This window comes from Cognataquiflexum aquatile (assembly GCF_003316845.1).
In the GTDB taxonomy this organism is placed as follows: domain Bacteria; phylum Bacteroidota; class Bacteroidia; order Cytophagales; family Cyclobacteriaceae; genus Cognataquiflexum; species Cognataquiflexum aquatile.
Map to the genome: position 1 here is coordinate 1,232,006 of NZ_QMIK01000001.1, position 19,262 is coordinate 1,251,267.

A 19,262-nucleotide genomic window follows, 5' to 3' on the forward strand; every position below is an offset into this window, starting at 1 on the left:
TCCTTCCCCATGGGAAGGAGTTTTTTTTGCCCTTTCCATTCCTTTAGTAGAAATGATGGAATAAAACCTGTCAAATTGTCGGTATTTTTTTAATTTCGCAGTCCAAAGTAAATTATCCATGGAAAATATCATCAGAGATATAGATATCCTCAGTCCTGAGGAGGCGCAAGCAACTGATTACAAAACAACCGAAGAAGTCAATACAGGCAAGCAAAAAAAACTCTACATTGAGTCCTATGGCTGCCAGATGAACTTCTCCGACTCGGAAATAGTGGCTTCCATCATGAAAGAAAACGGGTATGATACCACTTCAGATTTTGAGCAGGCGGATGTGATTTTTTTGAATACCTGCTCTATCAGGGACAAAGCTGAACAAACGGTCAGAAAAAGACTAAGCCAATTCAATACGCTCAAAAGAAACAAACCTGAACTGATGGTCGGTGTTCTTGGCTGCATGGCAGAGAGGTTGAAAGAAAAACTACTTGACGAAGAAAAAATCGTGGATGTAGTCGTCGGACCGGATGCCTACAGGGACCTTCCCAACCTGGTGACAGGAGCAGAATTCGGTAACAAAGGAGTCAACACTTTCCTTTCAAGGGAAGAAACTTATGCAGACATTGCACCAGTCAGACTCAACTCCAATGGCGTGAATGCCATGATTTCGATCATGAGAGGCTGTGACAACATGTGTTCCTTTTGTGTTGTACCATTCACAAGGGGCCGGGAAAGAAGCCGTGATCCGCATTCCATTGTGAGTGAAGCAAAAGACCTTTTTGCGCAAGGTTATAGAGAAGTAATGCTTTTGGGCCAAAATGTAGACAGCTACAAATGGTCTCCGGAAGAAAACAACAAAGCGAGACTCAGTAAAAAAGAAGATGAAGTGTCTGAAGTGGTACATTTCCATCATTTGTTGGAAATGGTCGCTGAGGTCAGTCCCTTGCTTAGAATCCGGTTTTCGACTTCCCATCCCAAAGACATCACCGATGAGGTATTGTACACCATCAAAAAATACGACAACATCTGCAAATACATCCACCTTCCCGTCCAAAGTGGTAATTCGAGAATCCTCGAACTGATGAACAGAACCTATGACAGGGATTGGTATTTGGAAAGGGTCAGCAAAATCAGAGAAATCCTTGGGGAGGAATGTGGCATCTCATCTGATATGATCACGGGTTTTTGCAGTGAGACGGAAGAGGAGCACCAAGATACACTTACCTTGATGGATATCGTGAAGTATGATTTTTCATACATGTTTTTCTATTCCGAGCGTCCGGGAACCTTGGCCGCAAAGAAATTTGAAGATGATATCCCATTGGAAGTGAAAAAAAGAAGGTTGGCAGAAATCATAGAAAAACAAAGCCAACTGTCATTTGAGAGAAATAAACTTGACTTGGGGAAAATCCAGGAAATCTTGATAGAAGGAACTTCAAAAAGGTCAAAAGAACAGCTTAAGGGAAAAAATTCTGCCAATAAAGTTGTGATTATTCCCGATGGGCCTTACCAAAAAGGGGACTATGTCATGGTAAAAATTACCGACTGCTCACCGGCAACACTTTTTGGGGAAGTTGTATCCTGATATCTAAGACGCTATAATGATCACAAACTCAGAGATTCAAAGTATCAAGCAGCGGTTTGGCATAATCGGCAACAGCCCTTTGCTCAACCATGCCATACAGGTGGCCATGCAGGCCTCTCCTACCGACATGACAGTGCTGATTACAGGAGAAAGCGGTAGCGGGAAAGAATCATTTTCAAAAATCATCCACTCGCTTAGCCTCCGCAAACATGGCAAATTTATTGCCATCAACTGCGGGGCAATTCCTGAAGGCACGATTGATTCAGAATTGTTTGGCCATGAAAAAGGGTCATTTACCGGTGCACATGAAGCGAGGAAAGGCTATTTTGAAGTGACTGATGGCGGGTCGATTTTCCTCGATGAAATCGGCGAAATGCCGCTTGGAACACAGGCAAGGCTCCTCAGGATTTTGGAAAACGGGGAATTTATAAAAGTTGGCTCCTCCAAAGTGCTCAAAACAAACGTCCGAGTCATCGCTGCCACCAATGTAAACCTGATCAAAGCCGTAGACAAAGGCGAATTCAGAGAAGACCTTTATTACAGGTTGAATACTGTTCCGATCTACGTACCACCACTGCGGGAAAGGGGCGATGATGTTGTCATGTTGTTCAGAAAATTTACGACTGATTTTTCTGAACGGTACAAAGTAAAGCCCATTTCGCTTGATGAAGCTGCAAAGAAGTTATTGGTAAAATTCCCATTTCCCGGAAATATCCGTCAGCTAAAAAACATCGCAGAACAAATCTCACTATTGGAAGAAAACAGAGAGGTGGACGCTGCAACTTTGTCAAAATATCTCCCGACTGACCAAAGCCGGCTTCCTGCCCTGACCGGAAGCTCAGGAGGCTCAAATGAATTCTCGGATTTTTCGGAAAGAGAAATCCTGTACAAAGTCCTTTTTGATATGAAAAAGGACATGAATGAACTCAAAAAACTGGTACTTGAGGCATTTCAATCTGGAGGCCTTAATTCCAATATCATGAGCAAGCATCAAAATCTTTTTGATGATTTAGAGCCCTCTTCCCCTTCATTCGAGGAGAAAAAGGCTTCGAGTGTTCCATCCAATGTCCCTTTGGTAATCGACCACCAAAACCAAAACGAGGAAACGGAAGACTATGATGACGATACTATCGAGGACATTATCCATGAGGAAGACGATAATTCACTTTCTTTGGAGAAAAAAGAAAAAGAAATGATTCTGAAAGCACTTCGTAAGCATAACAACAAAAGAAAATACGCCGCAGGTGACCTTGGTATATCCGAAAGGACGTTATATAGAAAAATAAAACAATATGACATTGAATAGGAAATCAAAACGCCATTTCTTGACATTGTTATTTCCGATATTGCTGCTTCAGGGATGTGCGATCAAATACAGCTTTACCGGAACCAACATTAATTATGAATTGACCAAGACATTTTCGGTGGAGAATTTTTTCAACGATTCCGGAGGTGGTCCTGCCAATATGGAGCAGCTCTTTACGGAATCACTTAAAGAGTTTTATCAAAGAAATACCCAACTTGAATTGGTCAGAACAAATGGAGATTTACAGTTTCTCGGCGCCATCAAACGCTATGCGATCACCCCACAGGCAACTGTAACGAGCACAGACCCGAATCTTCCTGACAGGGCGGGTCAGATGAGATTGACTATTTCTATTGAAGTAGAGTACCTGAATACTGTCAATGAGGAGGAAAACCTCAAGCAAACATTCTCTTTCTTCAAAGATTATGACCCGAGGACAACTTCCATTCTTCAGGTCGAAAGTCAGCTGATTGAGGAAATTTTCAATAATATTATTCAGGACATCTTTACTGCTACCGTTGCCAATTGGTAAAAATGAGTAAATTGGAATCTATTCAATAATCAAAACCGTGAACAGCCATCAACTAATCTCAATTCTGAAAGTGGGCAATACCCTTCAAAAAGAAGATATCGCCCACCTGATCAAATTGCATGAGAGTTTTCCGTTTTTTCAGATCCCGAAGGTGTTGCTCGCCAAATATGAATTTGAAAAATCGGGTGGAAAAGCAAAAGAATTTTTGAATTGGGCGTCAATTACAAGCCCTGACCGGTCGTGGCTCAAATTGATGATCGAATCCGATATCCCGTTCCGGTTTTTGGAAAACAAGATTGCCGAAAACATAGAGAAATTTTCCAATTTCAAACCGACCATTCAAAAATCAATAGTGTTGGAAGGATTTGAAAAATCCCTCATCCCTGAACCCACCAAAGAAACCGATCCGGAGATCAGGGCTAAAATCCTCAAAAAACTGGAAGAAAATCTCAATAGCAGGAAAGACCAACAGGTAACCCAAAATGTAGAAGAAACTGAAGCACAGCCAAAATCCAAAAAAAGAAGGGTAAATGATGATTTGATTGAAAACATCAGGAAAAGGGAGAAGAAGGAAATTGTAGATGAGAAGAAAAAAGAACAGATAGATCTGATCAAAGCTTTCAGCAAAAGGGAATTCAAATTGGCAACACTCAAGGAAATGGAAGATTTCCAAAAACAAGCCGATCTCTCCGAAAACAGCACCCATCTCCATCCGACATTGCTATCGGAATCATATGCAAAACTGTTGGTAAAGCAGGGTAAAAAACAAAAAGCTAAAGAAATTTATCAAAAATTAATGGTGAAATTTCCAGATAAAAACATTTACTTTGCGGACTTAATTAAAGACTTGGATTTATAATATCACTCATATGTTCACATTTCTCATTACATTAATCATCATTCTAGCGGTTTTATTGGTTCTTGTCATTTTGGCACAGGATTCAAAAGGGGGCGTTGGAGCAGCTTTTGGTGCAGGAGCATCCCAGATTATGGGTGTGACAAAGACCGGAAATATACTTGAAAAATCTACTTGGGTGTTGGCAATTGCCATCTTGGCCCTTTCCCTATCCTCCTCAGCTTTCTTTTCAACCATTCAGCCCGGTCAATCCACTTCTCCGAATATTGAAAATGCAAGGAAACAAGTGGTAAGTCCTTCTTTTGGTGATACGGAAAGTATTTTGCCTACAGAGGGAACTGAAACTGTTCCGGTAGATACCACGGAAAACGAAAATTAAAAAATAACAGCCCGCACCATGCGGGCTTTTTTATTCCACCATTTTTAGGATCAGTCTTTTGCTGATCGGAACGAAACTCTCTTCCAATGGAATCTGCTGACGGCTGCAAATACTGAATGTAGCAGGGTTTGGCAGTTCTTTGTTGGTTTTTATCAGGTCAAGTTTGATGTTTTCATAGGTATTGAGGATGGACCGCCTCACCTTTTGGATGAGTTGCATCATGATTCCTTTGAAGGTATCAATGCTGTTTTGAAACAGGTTCACCTTGTACCTGTAGACAAATACATCCCTGGACTTGTCAAAAGAAAGAAAAACATACCCCTCCTTCTGATATAAAGGAGAAATTCCGATAGGTTCTATTTTCATTTCTCCTTCCAGAAAATCATAGATATTTTTTCCGTCCTCGATATGGTTTTTGAGTTGGGGAAGTGAAAATGCTACAATCTCCTCCAACTGTTTCATCATATCATCATCGATGACCAAAGGCCTGTAGGTAAATTTCAACTCTTTGGAATCAGGTCCCTGCAGCATTTTGGGGAATGCGGATTTGATCTGATCCCTGTTTTGCTCAAAACTTTTGAGCCGGCTGTAATGCTGTATCAGTTCGGCAAGCGGAGGGTAAAGTTTCACCTCTTTGAACTGCCCGCCGACATGCTGCAGATATGCCAATAGAAGGTATTTTTTGTATTCAAAATCAATCCAACCTTCAGTAATCCAATTTTCAGATAAGCTTTTCATAACGTTCAGTTTGTGAAAATTTAAAAAAATCTGACATCATTTAAAAATACATGGGAAAATTTGACAGGAAATATTACAGGAACATCAAACTTCTGACAGCAATAAAGTCAAATTGACGGACTATATGTCAGTTGGCTGTAGAATAACTTCTTTGGCACAAGAAGTGATAATTGAGGTTTACAAGATTTTGTTTCTAACCTTTAAAAATCCAATAATTATGTCAAAAGTAAACATCAAACCTCTTGCAGACAGAGTTCTGGTGGAGCCTGCTGCAGCAGAAGAAAAAACCGCTTCCGGACTTTACATCCCTGATACTGCCAAAGAAAAACCTCAAAAAGGCACAGTGATCGCAGTAGGTGGCGGTAAAAAAGACGAACCAATGACTGTAAAAGTAGGTGACCAAGTGCTTTATGGCAAATACGCAGGTACAGAGCTTGCAGTTGAAGGACATGATTACCTTATCATGAGAGAATCAGACATTTTTGCGATTCTTTAATCAACTTATTCAAACATTTAAAAGAACCTAAAACAACAAAAAAATGGCTAAAGAACTATTTTTCAATACCAACGCTAGAGACAGATTGAAAAAAGGAGTGGATGCTCTTGCTGATGCAGTAAAAGTAACGCTCGGACCAAAGGGAAGAAATGTCATCATTGACAAAAAATTCGGTGCACCTGCGATCACCAAAGATGGTGTGACAGTGGCCAAAGAAATCGAATTGTCTGAGCCGATTGAAAACATGGGGGCCCAGTTGGTGAAAGAAGTAGCTTCCAAAACTGCTGACAATGCAGGTGACGGAACTACCACAGCAACGGTATTGACCCAGGCGATTTTTGGTCTTGGAATCAAAAACGTGGCTGCAGGTGCCAATCCAATGGACCTCAAAAGAGGTATCGACAAAGCAGTTTCTGCTGTCGTTGCTCAATTGAAAGCCAACTCAAAAGCAATTTCTACCAGCAAAGAAATCCAGCAAGTAGCTACAGTTTCTGCCAACAATGACGACGAAATCGGTAAAATGATTGCTGACGCAATGGACAAAGTGGGCAAAGACGGCGTCATTACCGTTGAAGAAGCAAAAGGAACCGAAACCGAAGTGCGCACTGTAGAAGGTATGCAGTTTGACAGAGGATACCTTTCTCCATATTTTGTGACCAATACCGAAAAAATGGAAGTCGAATTAGACAGACCATTTATTTTGATTTACGACAAGAAGATTTCCTCAATGAAGGAATTACTTCCAGTACTTGAGCCGGTAGCACAATCAGGAAGACCATTATTGATCATCTCTGAAGATGTGGACGGTGAAGCTTTGGCAACATTGGTAGTAAACAAAATCAGGGGTGCTTTGAAAGTCGCTGCTGTAAAAGCTCCGGGATTCGGTGACAGAAGAAAAGCAATGTTGGAAGACATCGCAATCCTGACAGGTGGTACTGTCATCTCTGAAGAAAGAGGATACAAATTGGAGAATGCTACCATCGATTACCTTGGAACTGCCGAAAAAATCAACATCGACAAAGACAATACTACTATTGTAAACGGTGCAGGTGAAAAAGCAGGAATTACTGCCAGAATCAATGAAATCAAAGCTCAGATCGAAAAAACAACGTCTGACTATGACAGAGAAAAACTTCAGGAAAGATTGGCAAAACTGTCAGGTGGTGTAGCCATCCTGTATATCGGTGCTGCTACTGAAGTGGAAATGAAAGAAAAGAAAGACAGGGTCGACGATGCTTTACATGCAACAAGAGCTGCTGTGCAGGAAGGTGTTGTAGTAGGTGGCGGTGTTGCTTTGGTAAGAGCAGTGTCAGCACTTGACAACCTTAAAGGTGAAAACGAAGATCAGGACACAGGTATCAATATCATTAGGTTTGCAATCGAATCTCCGTTGAGGACAATCGTGGCAAATGCCGGTGGTGAAGGATCAGTTGTGATCAACAAAATCAAAGAAAATAAAGGTAATTTCGGTTACAATGCCAGAACAGATGTATATGAAGATCTATTCGAAGCAGGCGTTATCGATCCTACCAAAGTGACTAGATTGGCATTGGAAAATGCCGCTTCTATTGCAGCATTGTTGTTGACTACCGAATGTGTAGTGGCAGATGTGAAAGAAGAATCTCCTGCAATGCCTCCAATGGGCGGCGGCGGGATGGGCGGTATGATGTAATCAAATCTCCGGTCAAAATAGAAAGAGGAACTCAAAAGGTTCCTCTTTTTTTTTCTAAAACCTCAGCCTATTTATTGAAATTATAAAAAAATCAATTTCAAATAAATCCGGTTTATTTTAATTTAGAGAAGTATATTTGAAAGAACTTAAACAACTTTCGTATTTCCAAGAAGCATCTATGCAAAGGTTTCATTCCATAATTTTAGTAGATGACGATCCTATCAACAACTTGATAAACAGAAGGTTGATTTCAAAATTAAAACTGACTAGCCAAATTGAGGAATTTTTAGAAGCCGAACAGGCGATTGAAAGAATACGGAAGATGGAAGTCACAGAGAATATTCTGATTTTCCTGGATATTAACATGCCAGTCATGAATGGGTGGGATTTTTTAAACCAATACATGAAGGAATTTAAACTGAGGAAAGATAAAATCATCGTTCTGTCGAGTTCAATAGATTTTCAGGACCGACAGAAAGCCAAGGAGTATGCCTGCGTCGAAGGATTCATTGAAAAGCCACTTTCTCCCGAAAAAATCAAAAATATTTTATGATGAGTGCGGTCAAAACCCGATCAAATGAAATCAATATGGAGATTTATGAATTTGGAGATGGTGTTTTCAAGAAGCACCACATTACCACTTCAGAGCAGATAAAACCATTTTTAGAAGTGAACCATAAATTTTGGCTAAACCTCTATGGCCTGGACAATGAATCTTTGCTAAAAGAAATAAGCGAAATTTTTGAAATTCACCCCTTGACTCTCGAGGATATCAAAAACACCTCCCAAAGGCCAAAATTCGAGGAGTTTGAAGAAAACATCTTTGTGGTGTGCAAAATGATTTATTCCAAAAACAAATCACGTGAACCTATCACTGAACAGGTAAGCATACTATTTGGGAAAAACTACATCATCTCTATCCAAGAAAATCCTTTTGATATTTTTGACCCTATTAGGACCAGGCTAGAAAACCCAACAGGCAAAATGCGAAAAATGGGTACTGATTATTTTGCCTATACCTTGCTCGATGCCATCGTAGACAAGTATTTTGATTGCTTGGAGCTTGCTGTTGAAAAAATCGAAGACATGGAGGACAGCATCATCAGTCAGTCCAAGAAAACCAAACTGCCTGAAATCTTTCTCCAAAGAAAAACCATCCAACAGATCAAAAGGACGGTATGGCCGACAAGGGAACTATTGTCAGCCTGGAAAAAATCGGAAAACCCTTTGGTCAAAAAGAAAACCATTCCTTTTATCAATGATGTCTATGAACATGTCATTGAAATTATCGAAAATCTGGAAATCCAGAGGGAATCCATTTCTGCCTTGGTAGAATTGTTTATGTCCAACTTAAGTCTCAAACAAAATGAGGTCATGAAAACCCTGACCATCATTGCAACGATTTTTATTCCCTTGACTTTTATCGCCGGAGTGTATGGTATGAACTTCGAGTTTATGCCGGAATTAGGCTGGAAATATGGCTATTTATTGATCTGGATTTTCTTTTTGGGATCAACATTGGCGATGGTGTACTATTTCAAAAGAAAAAAATGGTTCTGATGATTCACCTTTTATTTACATAAATATTCCTTTTATTTTAATATTTTTTATTTATTTTTCAGTAGGAATCACCCAAAAAACACAAGAAACATTCCTTAACTAATAAAATACGAATATTAGGCCACGAAATTTCACCCAAAATTTCCCGCCTGATAAGCGATTTGCCAAACACCCGTTTTTGATTATCTCAATTGAAATAAAATGAAAAAAATTTTACTGTTTTCAATTCTTTTTGTGGCGACCTTTTCCTTGAGTTTTGCCCAAACCACTTGGAATGGAAGCGTAAGTTCTGATTGGAACACCGCTGCCAACTGGACTCCGGCGAATGTTCCAAATGCCAATAATGAAGATGCCCTTATTAATGGTGCAGGAACTTTTCAACCGGTGATGACCTCTAATATTTCCATTAGAGATATTAGCGTAACAGGCGGTTCTTTGGGTTTAGCAGGATTTACTTTGACTTCTTCAAGAAATGGGGTTTTTACAGGAGGAAGCATTAACAATGGGAATCTAGTTATAAACGATTTTAACAATTTATCCAACATGGTCTTTAATGGCACCATGACTTTGACAAAAAGTGCAGGAAACGACGATGATCTACAAGGGGGTAACATATTTAATGGACCAACAACCATTACCAATTCTGATGGCAATCGACTAAGGTTTGCCCAGACAAATGGTGATACATTTAACGCTTTATTGACGGTAAATAAAAACAATACCGGAAATATTGAAATGGCTTATAACGGTACGAACAGTATCAACAGCATCATTATCAATAATACAAATACCGGCGGACAAATGAATTTCGGTGTCGGAGGAGGTACCTCTTCCTTGGTGATAGGTGGGCTAATAACTACAGGATTTGTCGGAACTTTGGTAATCAACAATATGACCCAAACATTGAATGTTGCTAACAGCCCATTCAACATTACGACTTTCACTGTCGCAAACAGTACATTTTTAGGAAATTTTCAAGTCACCACCTCAGGTAATATGACTTTCACAGGTGCGAATACCTTTCAAGGGAACAATACTTTTATTTCCGGAGGTCAAATTACAATGGCCGCAGGGGGCAATACTTTTAGCTTACCTTCTAATGCAACCACAATAACCAGAAATGGCGGAGGTGGAATTACCTGGGGTCCTGGAAATACTTTTGGGAATTTGACTTTGACAAACAACGGTGGCCAGTTGGTAATGAATGGTGGCAATATTTTCAATGGGAATACCTTGATGGTCAATGAGTCCAATAACAATATCAGGTTAGCTGAAGTTGTGGGAGACACCTTTAATGGCCCTGTTATATTTCAAAACAATGGAACTGCCTTTTTCGATATTTCAAGGAGAGGTACCAATATATTCGAGGACCAAGTCACGATCAACAACACAGATGCAACCGGTGAAATCAGGATTGGTGAATTTGCTGGTACAAGTGAATTGCGAAACGGGGGATTAGTCACTACTGATTTTATTGTTTGTAATATTCTTGAAATCAACAATTTCACACAATTGACCAATGCACCAAACGGAAATTTCAATGCTGTGACTTTTACTTCGGCAGACAATAACTTTTTGGGTGACTTTTCAGTGACAACCTCGGGTAACATGACATTTACCAATGCCAATAGCTTTGAAGGAAACAATTCATTTATTTCCGCAGGTCAAATTACCATGACTGCAGGGGGAAATACTTTTAGCTCACCTATTAATGCAACAACCATTATAAGAAATGGAGGAGCGGGAATAACATGGGGACAAGGCAATAATTTTGGCAACCTTACATTAACCAATAATTCCATCAACAATTTGACAATGCAAGGTGGAAATACTTTCAGTGGCAACACCTTGATTACTAATAATTCAAATTCAGTTTTAAGGCTTGCAAATACACTTGGTGACAATTTTTTGGGCACGAGTAATTTTGTCGCTAATGGAACGAATACTTTTGATATCGCATACAATGGCAATTCAACATTTGCAGATCAAATTACAATAGATAACAATGGTGGTGGCACGATGAGATTTGGCGGTACCACAGCCCAAAACGGAACTTCGGTGCAGACAAATGGCGCTCTGACCACCACCAACTTCAATTCGGGCACCTTAAATGTCAGGAGGTTTACCCAAACTACCCCGGTTCCAAACAGCGTTTTTAACCCGGTAACTTTTGAATCACAAAACAGTAGCTTTCAGGGAGATTTTACAGTCAATGCGACTACCATCACTTTCCTTGGGGCAAATACATTTGCAAGAAACAACTCTTTCATTTCCTCAGGTCAGATGAACATGGCCACCGGAGGGAACCTGTTTAGCAATCCAGGCAATACCACCATATTGACTAGAAATGGCGGTGCTGCGGGCGTGACTTGGGGTCCAGGCAATACATTTGGGACATTGGTGCTCACTGATAATTCCGCACAGAGTCTCACCATGCAGGGAGGAAATACCTTTGGACCCGCTACCATTATCAACAATGGAAACAAACTTGTCAGACTAGCAAATACCCAGGGAGATACTTTTGCAGGCACCAGTACATTTATCAACAATGGGACAAATACCTTCGAAATCGCAAGAGCTGGCACCAATTTATTTGGGGACAATGTTACGATCAATAACCTCAATGCAGGTGGTACCATGAATTTTGGCATCAACGGAGGAACAAGTACATTGACAAACGGAGGTCTTCTTACGTCAAACTATTCTGTGGGAAATACTTTGACTGTAAATAATTTCTCGCAGCTAGCTTCTGTTCCGAACGGGGATTTTTCGATGAATACATTTTCTGCTTCCGCTAGTACTTTCAATGGAGATATTGGGATAACAACCCTTACAGGTGCCATCACATTACAAAATTCAAGCGTATTTGCCGGAGATGATACCTTCAACTCAGCAGGTTTGATTTCAATTCTGAACAACAGTTCATTTCCCGGAAATGACACATTTACAGCTGCTACTTCCATCGCTATTTCTAACAACAATACCTTCTCGGGAACAAATGCCTTCACAGCAGGTACCACCATGCTGATTGCCAATAACAATACGGTAGCTGGAAATAACACTTTCTCAACAGGAACCGGTGGAATTACCATAGATAATGACAATGCCTTCCCCGACAACAATACCTTTACTGCTGCCACAGGTATTCAGCTTAATAATGGAGGAAACAGCTTTAGTACCAATGCAGGAACATTGACCACCATGATCAAAAATGGAGCGACAACCAATGATTGGCAGGGAGGAAATACCTTTGGTGATTTTACCTTAGTCAACAATGGAACAGGTAGGATAAGAACTGCAAACTCAGCTGGAGGAGACACATTTCTAGGAGATGTGACTTTTGACAAAAATTCTACCGGAGCCATGGAACCTGCCTTCAATGACATCAGTACCTTTGCCGGGAATATTTCAACAGCCCTTTCCAATACTGTATTGACATTTGGTCTTGGTACAGGTACGGTGGAAATCAACGGTAGTACTGCACAGAATCTTCTGACAGATGGAACATTAATCCCGGTTTTAAGAAGGGTAAGAATGAACGGAACAGGTACTCTGGAATTGTCTGACCCCATATCCATACCAATATCACTTGAACTTATCGGTGGAATCATCAATAACAATGAGGACCTTCTGACTTTTCCATCAGGTTCTTTTGTGACAGGAGGCTCTAATGCCTCTCATGTCAATGGAAGAATAAGAAAAGTTGGGATTACCGCCTTCACTTATCCTTTTGGTAATGATGGATTTTATGCACCAATGACCACATCGGCTATTACAGGCGCTGCCACCCAGCATTTTACAGGAAGATATTTCCATGTCAACCCAGACCCACTTTATGACAGGGATAGTAAGGAACCTTCTATCGGCATCGTCAATGGATGCGAATATTGGGAATTGGCAAACACCAACTCTACAGCTATCCCAACATTAACCATGTCATGGTCATCCGATAGGACTTGCCCGATTGATGATTATAATGAATTTATGGTCACCAAATGGGATGGAACCCAATGGACAGATTTAGGGCAAGACGCACTCAGCGGAAATGCTACTTCTGGTACTGTCCGAAACCTGACTCCAACTCCGAATTTCTCCCCGGGTATATTTACGCTGTCCCAGTCATTTAGAATCCTTCCAATTGAGTTGCTTTCCTTTACTGCGGCAATCTCCGAAGATGAAAAAATCAAAGTTTCATGGTCTACAGCGATGGAAAAAAACAACGCGTTTTTCACCTTGGAGAAGTCCTTGGATGGAAGTACTTGGTCACCGATCGGTATAATTCCGGGTGCGGGAGATTCTGATATAATCTTGTTCTATGATTTCATCGACGAGAGTCCGGTTTTTGGAAGACAGTATTATAGATTGACACAGACGGATTATGATGGCACAAGCGAAACATTCAAAGTCGTGGGCGTTACACTTCAGTCAAACAAGGAAACTATAGAATATAAAGTATATCCAAACCCTTCTTCCGGCATTGTTAAAGTCCTTTCCCAAAACACAAACATGGAGGAAGCCGAAATCATGGTGCTGGATAATCAGGGTCAAATAGTAAGAACTGTAAAAGGCATTTCCGGAAGGCTTGTGGAAATGGATTTATCTTCACTTCCAAAAGGATTGTACCTAATCAAAATCAAGAATAACTATCATTGGGAAACCAAAAAGGTGGTAATAAATTAAAAAATCTTTCTTTCATGTTTATTTATTAAATCCTGCCCACTAAGGCAGGATTTTTTGTTTTGGCGATATTCATATACTTTCTTTTGAAAACAGTCAACATAAAGGCTAATATTGTAACATAATGGCAACAGCACATAGGTTATGTTACAAAAACCCAAAATCCTGGTAATCAAAATCGGATCCAACGTCCTGACAAAAGATGGCGGTCATCCTGATAGGGAAAGGATGGATGCTTTGGTGACGCAGATTGCCACCTTAAAATCTGAAGGGATCAAAGTGCTTTTGGTGTCCTCAGGCGCCGTGGCTTTTGGAAGAGGGGAAATCACCTTATCTGAAAAAACAGACCCCATATTGAAAAAACAGATTTGGGCATCAAACGGGCAGATTGAACTGATCAATACCTACAAAGGATTATTTAAAAAGCACGACATCACCATCTCCCAGATCTTGGTGACCAAGGAGGATTTTAGGGACCGGAAGCATTATCTGAACATGAGAAATTGCCTCCTTGGCCTTATTTCCCAAGGGATAGTTCCGGTGATCAATGAAAATGATACAGTAGCCATCACAGAGTTGATGTTTACCGACAATGATGAATTGGCCTCACTGACCGCTGCCATGGTCAATGCCGACAGTATGGTCCTGCTTACCAATGTAGATGGTATTTTTGACGGAAACCCATCCCTTCCGGAGTCCAAACTGATCCATTTGATTGGAAACAAATTACCAGACCTTGGTGAGGTTATAAGCCCTGTCAAATCCTCTTTTGGGCGCGGAGGAATGCTCACCAAGACTAGTATGGCCAAGAAGGCTGCAGAATTGGGGATTCAGGTTTGGATTGCAAATGGAAAAAAGGAAAACATTCTATTGGATATTTTCAACCAAAAAGCACCCTCCACCTACTTCGAACCCAATCCGAGAAAACATAGCCCTAAAAAATGGCTGGCACATGGAGACCAATATTTCAAAGGCGAGGTGGTAATCAATGAAGGAGCAAGCATTGCCTTGACTTCGAATAAGATCAGCAGCCTTTTGCCGGTAGGAATTATTTCTGTCAAAGGGGATTTCTCCAAGGGAGATATCATCCGGATTACCGATGAAAAAGGCGCCAAAATCGGACTTGGCAAAGCAGAATACCCCTCCCCTCTTGTTCAGGAAAAAATCGGTCAGAAAAACCAAAAACCATTTATCCATTACGATTACCTCTATCTGTTTCAAAATGGGTGATTATAACCTCCTTTTCAAAAAAGTCAAATCGGCATCCAGAAAGCTGATGGCTGCAGATGATGCTGCCATTCAAAATGCATTGTCTTCTTTGGTTCAGATAAGCCTTGCTGAAACCCCATTCATTTTGGCGGAAAACGCCAAAGACTTGGCACTGATGGACCCCAATGATCCCAAATACGACAGATTAAAACTCACTGAAGAAAGGATAAATGCCATTTGCGAAGAATTGATTCAGGTCAAAAATCTTCCGTCCCCTCTTGACAAAATAATTGAGGAAAAAATCCTTCCCAACAGGTTGAGCCTCAAAAAAATCAGCGTCCCGCTCGGAGTTTTGGGGGTAATCTATGAAGCAAGGCCCAATGTGACTTTCGATGTTTTTGCACTTGCACTCAAATCCGGAAACGGCCTAATCCTCAAAGGGGGCTCAGATGCTGACCATTCCAATCGGGCAATCATGTCCCTTATCCATCGCGCCTTGGAAGAAAACGGATTGCCAACAGAGGCTTTTCAACTCCTTCCTCCGGACCGGGAGGCCACTAAAGCGTTGCTTGAAGCGGTAGATTTTGTAGATGTGATTATCCCAAGAGGTAGTCAGGGATTGATTGATTTTGTGAGACAAAATTCAAAAGTTCCAGTCATAGAAACAGGCGCAGGGATCGTCCACACTTATTTTGATGAATCGGCAGATCTGGAAAAAGGAAAGGCCATCATCTTCAATTCCAAAACACGACGGCCAAGTGTATGCAACAGTTTGGATTGTCTGATTATCCACCGAGACAGGCTAACTGATTTGCCTGAATTGGTTGAAAAACTTCTATCGGCAGGAGTAACCATTTTTGCAGATGAGGCATCATTTCCATGGATATCCAACCAAACTTTGGTAGACAAGGCGCGTGAAGAGCATTTTGGAACAGAGTTTTTATCCCTGAAAATGTCCATCAAAACAGTCTCAAATCTGGAAGAAGCCTTGGACCACATCGCACAATACAGCTCCAAACACAGTGAAGCCATTATTTCCGAAAACCCAACCAATATTGACTTATTTCTCAAATCCGTTGATGCTGCGGCTGTCTATGCCAATGCCTCCACCGCATTTACAGATGGAAACCAGTTTGGACTCGGAGCGGAGATTGGGATCAGCACACAAAAACTTCACGCCAGAGGACCAATGGCCCTCAATGAACTGTGCAGCTACAAGTGGGTAATCAAAGGTGATGGACAAATACGGGAATAATACGGTGATATTAGCTCCACAAGCCGCTTTCAAAAAGCATAACCGACCGAGATCTGGGGCCAAAAGGGTCTGAATTCGTCTTTTCTAAACATAGGTGTGATGCCGGCTCTGAACAAAAAACCTCCATCAATAGGCTGATACCGATATCCCAAGCTCATGTTACCTGACCAACCTTCCCATTTGGCTATTTCGGGACTATCAGTTACACCTCCCCCATTTTTGTAATCGGCAACCAAATAATTTGCCCCCACTCCCATTTCAAAATAATGTCCTTCTTTGCCTTTTAAATAATTGACCAAAAAGGGGAAAGAGGAATAATGGTCCCCATCTAAACCAATGTACCCGAATCCGACTTTTCCTCCCAATCCATCTACTTTCTTTGAGAAACGAGTGTCATAATTCACAGAGTAGAAGAGACCGTTTCCCAAAAACTCCACAAAAACCCCATGATTACTTCCATCCTTTTCTTCCTGTCCAAAAGAAATCCGGGAATAAACCATGGATAAAGAAATAATTGCGACAGTCAGGAATTTTCTCATGGCATTGTAATCTAAGGAAAAACATAGGTTATGCAAATGATCTACTCAAAGTTACCAATTTATTGGAGCGGATTAAACCAAAGCAAACTTTAACAACTCTTCCAAAGGAATATAATCCAAGGTTTTTTCGTGGGTTGCCTCCAAAATCACGTATGGTGCGGCACCTGCTTTGTATGCCTCCATCCATCGGCTGGCACATAGACACCACTTGTCGCCAGGCTTGAGGCCGGGAAAAGCATATTCAGGTCTTGGGGTTATGAGATCATTTCCTCTTTTATAGCTGAAAACCAAAAATTCTTCCGTCATCACTGCGCAAACTGTATGCGTACCAAGGTCATCCGGCCCGGTTTCACAGCAGCCGTTCCGATAATATCCCGTCTTGGGTTCATTGCTACAAAATGCCAAAGATTCTCCGAAAACGTTATATGCCATAACTCTTATTTTTTGTGAAAATATAAGCCCAAAAAACCAATATCGGGTGAATAACCAGGAGTCTTATCCAAGCTACCCATTCCGGAACACAAAGTCCGTCATCTACGCAACTGCCGATTTGAATAAAATAAATATGCGAAGGGGTGAATAAAATCAACAAAATCACAATTCCCCAAGCGGCCATTTTGGAAAATTTTTTCCAAAAAATTCCCATACCCAAAAGTATTTCCAATATCCCAGAAATTGCATTTATCCATTTTGGATCAGGCAAATAGTCCGGAATCAAAGGAAAATAAAACTCAGGATTCAAAAAGTGGTTGAAACCGGCTATTACAAAGAACAAGCCCAACAAGTACCTTAACAATATTTTTAACATGATTTTAAAGTTGAAATTTCTATTGAAATCAAAATGCTGATTTATCTAATACCCTGATTAACCAAAAATAAAGCCTTTGGTTAAAAAGTTGGTAGATAACAAAAAGCTAATCCTTAATTTACTTTTTGGAATTTAAATCGGTTTAATTTTAGCTGGATAAACAATGAGCTCCCAATCAAACAAAACCCATAAAACAACATGAAAAGACGCGATTTCTTCAAAAACGGCATTTTTACAACCATCGGTCTGGGGGCGCTCACCTCGTTCCCTACTATAGCGTCTTCTCCAAAACCAAAATTGGGACAGGCAAAAAACATCATTTTTTTGGTCAGCGACGGCATGAGTGCAGGTACACTCAATATGGCAGACATACTTTTGAAAAATAAAGAAGGCCGCTCTTCTCATTGGATAAATCTCTATGAGAAAAACATGGTCAAAAGAGCCTTGATGGATACTGCATCTGCCAATTCATTCATCACTGATTCGGCTGCCGCCGGTTCTGCCTGGGGTGGCGGCATGCGCGTCAAAAACGGCGCACTCAATATCGGACCAAATGGAGAAAGGCCCATTCCGATTCTTCAGAAATTCAAATCTATGGGAAAATCAGTAGGCTGTGTGACCACAGTACAGATTACCCATGCGACACCTGCCTCTTTTTGTGTCAACAACGACAGCCGAAATGCCATGCCTGAAATCGCCGAAGAATACCTCAAGCTAAGGTTTGACGTGATGATGGGCGGTGGTACTGAGTTTTTTTCTGCAGAAGGAAGACAGGACAAAAGAGACCTGTTTGATGCCTACAAACAGACAGGCTTTGACGTAGCACGGAACAAAAGTGAGATGTTGCAAGCTGACGGAAGCAAACCGATCATGGCGGTTTTTACCGATGACGGATTACCATACGCAGTCGATAGAGAAAACAATGAAAAGCTAAAAAATGAAATTCCCACTCTTGCAGAAATGACAAAGAAAGCCATAGAGGTTTTGAGCAAAAACAAAAAGGGTTTTGTCATGCAGGTAGAAGCCGGCAAAGTCGATTGGGCTGCCCACGGCAATGACGCTGCCGCCCTACTCTACGATCAGGTTGATTTTGATAATGCTGTGGCCGTCGCCATGGACTTTGCGACAAAAGACGCAGAAACGCTCGTGGTCATCACCACCGACCACGCCAACAGCAATCCGGGACTTTTCTACAGCAATCAGGCCAATAAAAACTTCGAAAGACTATTTGACACCAAAGCCTCCAACCAGTGGATTTTGAATCAGATCACACCAGAGTACACTTCCGCCCAGGTAATCGACCTGATCGTCAGCCATCAGAAAATCACCTTAAAAACAGAGGAAGCTGAAACTATCTTAAAAAGTTACCAAAGAGGGGAAGATGGCATGTACAATCCACGGAACCTTCCATTTATGCCCTTGGCGTCCATGCAGGCGCCACACACTTCGATACAGTGGGCCGGCAGCAACCACTCCGCTGACTATGTTGAATTGGCCATGTTTGGGCCGGGTTCGGAGAATTTGGGAGGATTTGTCAAAAACCATGAACTCCACAATTTTATGTTGCAGGCCTGCGGTGCCGACAAATCACTTTTGGTATAAAACAACAAAGCCATCCCGATTCGTGGACTTCGGGATGGCTTGGTCTTATAAAAT

General features: G+C 41.1%; 17 protein-coding genes. 13 read left to right on the forward strand and 4 right to left on the reverse strand.

The window, feature by feature from the left end; all coding sequences use genetic code 11:
- Positions 1 to 118: 118 nt before the first annotated feature.
- Genes miaB through secG form a run of 5 tightly spaced genes read left to right on the forward strand, consistent with a single transcriptional unit; the run spans position 119 to position 4,652 of the window.
- Positions 119 to 1,579, forward strand: coding sequence for a tRNA (N6-isopentenyl adenosine(37)-C2)-methylthiotransferase MiaB (gene miaB, locus DQW11_RS05095; protein WP_113922881.1), 1,461 nt, complete (start codon positions 119 to 121; stop codon positions 1,577 to 1,579).
- A 16-nt stretch (positions 1,580 to 1,595) separates the two neighbouring features.
- On the forward strand, positions 1,596 to 2,885 hold the full coding sequence (locus DQW11_RS05100; protein ID WP_113922882.1) for a sigma-54 interaction domain-containing protein: 1,290 nt from the start codon (positions 1,596 to 1,598) through the stop codon (positions 2,883 to 2,885).
- On the forward strand, positions 2,872 to 3,417 hold the full coding sequence (lptE, locus tag DQW11_RS05105) for an LPS assembly lipoprotein LptE (RefSeq protein ID WP_113922883.1): 546 nt from the start codon (positions 2,872 to 2,874) through the stop codon (positions 3,415 to 3,417). Before DQW11_RS05100 ends, lptE begins: the two co-directional genes overlap by 14 nt.
- A gap of 37 nt (positions 3,418 to 3,454) precedes the next feature.
- Positions 3,455 to 4,276, forward strand: coding sequence for a hypothetical protein (locus DQW11_RS05110; protein WP_113922884.1), 822 nt, complete (start codon positions 3,455 to 3,457; stop codon positions 4,274 to 4,276).
- A 10-nt stretch (positions 4,277 to 4,286) separates the two neighbouring features.
- Positions 4,287 to 4,652 carry a preprotein translocase subunit SecG gene (secG, locus tag DQW11_RS05115; protein WP_113922885.1) on the forward strand — a complete coding sequence of 122 codons (366 nt, stop codon included), beginning with the start codon at positions 4,287 to 4,289 and terminating at the stop codon, positions 4,650 to 4,652.
- 30 nt (positions 4,653 to 4,682) lie between these two features.
- Here the strand turns inward: secG and DQW11_RS05120 are convergent, their stop codons facing one another.
- A complete protein-coding gene (locus DQW11_RS05120) occupies positions 4,683 to 5,390 on the reverse strand; it encodes a hypothetical protein (protein ID WP_113922886.1) in 708 nt (235 codons plus the stop codon).
- A 217-nt stretch (positions 5,391 to 5,607) separates the two neighbouring features.
- On the opposite strand from DQW11_RS05120, the gene DQW11_RS05125 reads away from it, so the two are divergent.
- From DQW11_RS05125 to DQW11_RS05155, 7 genes are all read left to right on the forward strand, one after another.
- Positions 5,608 to 5,886, forward strand: coding sequence for a co-chaperone GroES (locus tag DQW11_RS05125; protein ID WP_113922887.1), 279 nt, complete (start codon positions 5,608 to 5,610; stop codon positions 5,884 to 5,886).
- A 43-nt stretch (positions 5,887 to 5,929) separates the two neighbouring features.
- Entirely contained in the window at positions 5,930 to 7,558 is a 1,629-nt protein-coding gene (gene groL / locus DQW11_RS05130) for a chaperonin GroEL (RefSeq protein ID WP_113922888.1), read from the forward strand.
- A 178-nt stretch (positions 7,559 to 7,736) separates the two neighbouring features.
- Positions 7,737 to 8,111 (forward strand): response regulator, encoded by a 375-nt coding sequence (locus tag DQW11_RS05135; protein ID WP_113922889.1) that lies wholly within the window; start codon positions 7,737 to 7,739, stop codon positions 8,109 to 8,111.
- Positions 8,108 to 9,118 carry a magnesium/cobalt transporter CorA gene (corA, locus tag DQW11_RS05140; protein WP_317047868.1) on the forward strand — a complete coding sequence of 337 codons (1,011 nt, stop codon included), beginning with the start codon at positions 8,108 to 8,110 and terminating at the stop codon, positions 9,116 to 9,118. Before DQW11_RS05135 ends, corA begins: the two co-directional genes overlap by 4 nt.
- Positions 9,119 to 9,319: 201 nt before the next feature.
- On the forward strand, positions 9,320 to 13,798 hold the full coding sequence (locus DQW11_RS05145; RefSeq protein ID WP_113922890.1) for a T9SS type A sorting domain-containing protein: 4,479 nt from the start codon (positions 9,320 to 9,322) through the stop codon (positions 13,796 to 13,798).
- Between the two features lie 141 nt (positions 13,799 to 13,939).
- Positions 13,940 to 15,025: a glutamate 5-kinase gene (gene proB, locus DQW11_RS05150; protein ID WP_113922891.1), complete on the forward strand. Its 1,086-nt coding sequence runs from the start codon at positions 13,940 to 13,942 to the stop codon at positions 15,023 to 15,025.
- Positions 15,018 to 16,259 (forward strand): glutamate-5-semialdehyde dehydrogenase, encoded by a 1,242-nt coding sequence (locus DQW11_RS05155; RefSeq protein ID WP_113922892.1) that lies wholly within the window; start codon positions 15,018 to 15,020, stop codon positions 16,257 to 16,259. The genes proB and DQW11_RS05155 overlap by 8 nt, the downstream gene beginning before the upstream one ends.
- A 29-nt stretch (positions 16,260 to 16,288) precedes the next feature.
- Here the strand turns inward: DQW11_RS05155 and DQW11_RS05160 are convergent, their stop codons facing one another.
- The 3 genes from DQW11_RS05160 to DQW11_RS05170 all read right to left on the reverse strand — a co-directional run bounded on the left by DQW11_RS05160 (position 16,289) and on the right by DQW11_RS05170 (position 17,606).
- A complete protein-coding gene (locus tag DQW11_RS05160) occupies positions 16,289 to 16,798 on the reverse strand; it encodes a hypothetical protein (RefSeq protein WP_113922893.1) in 510 nt (169 codons plus the stop codon).
- 72 nt (positions 16,799 to 16,870) lie between these two features.
- Complete coding sequence (locus tag DQW11_RS05165) at positions 16,871 to 17,230, reverse strand: DUF2237 family protein (RefSeq protein WP_113922894.1); 360 nt, start codon at positions 17,228 to 17,230, stop codon at positions 16,871 to 16,873.
- Positions 17,220 to 17,606: a DoxX family protein gene (locus DQW11_RS05170; protein ID WP_113922895.1), complete on the reverse strand. Its 387-nt coding sequence runs from the start codon at positions 17,604 to 17,606 to the stop codon at positions 17,220 to 17,222. The genes DQW11_RS05165 and DQW11_RS05170 overlap by 11 nt, the downstream gene beginning before the upstream one ends.
- Before the next feature lie 198 nt (positions 17,607 to 17,804).
- On the opposite strand from DQW11_RS05170, the gene DQW11_RS05175 reads away from it, so the two are divergent.
- A complete protein-coding gene (locus tag DQW11_RS05175; RefSeq protein ID WP_113922896.1) occupies positions 17,805 to 19,208 on the forward strand; it encodes an alkaline phosphatase in 1,404 nt (467 codons plus the stop codon).
- Positions 19,209 to 19,262 lie beyond the last annotated feature (54 nt).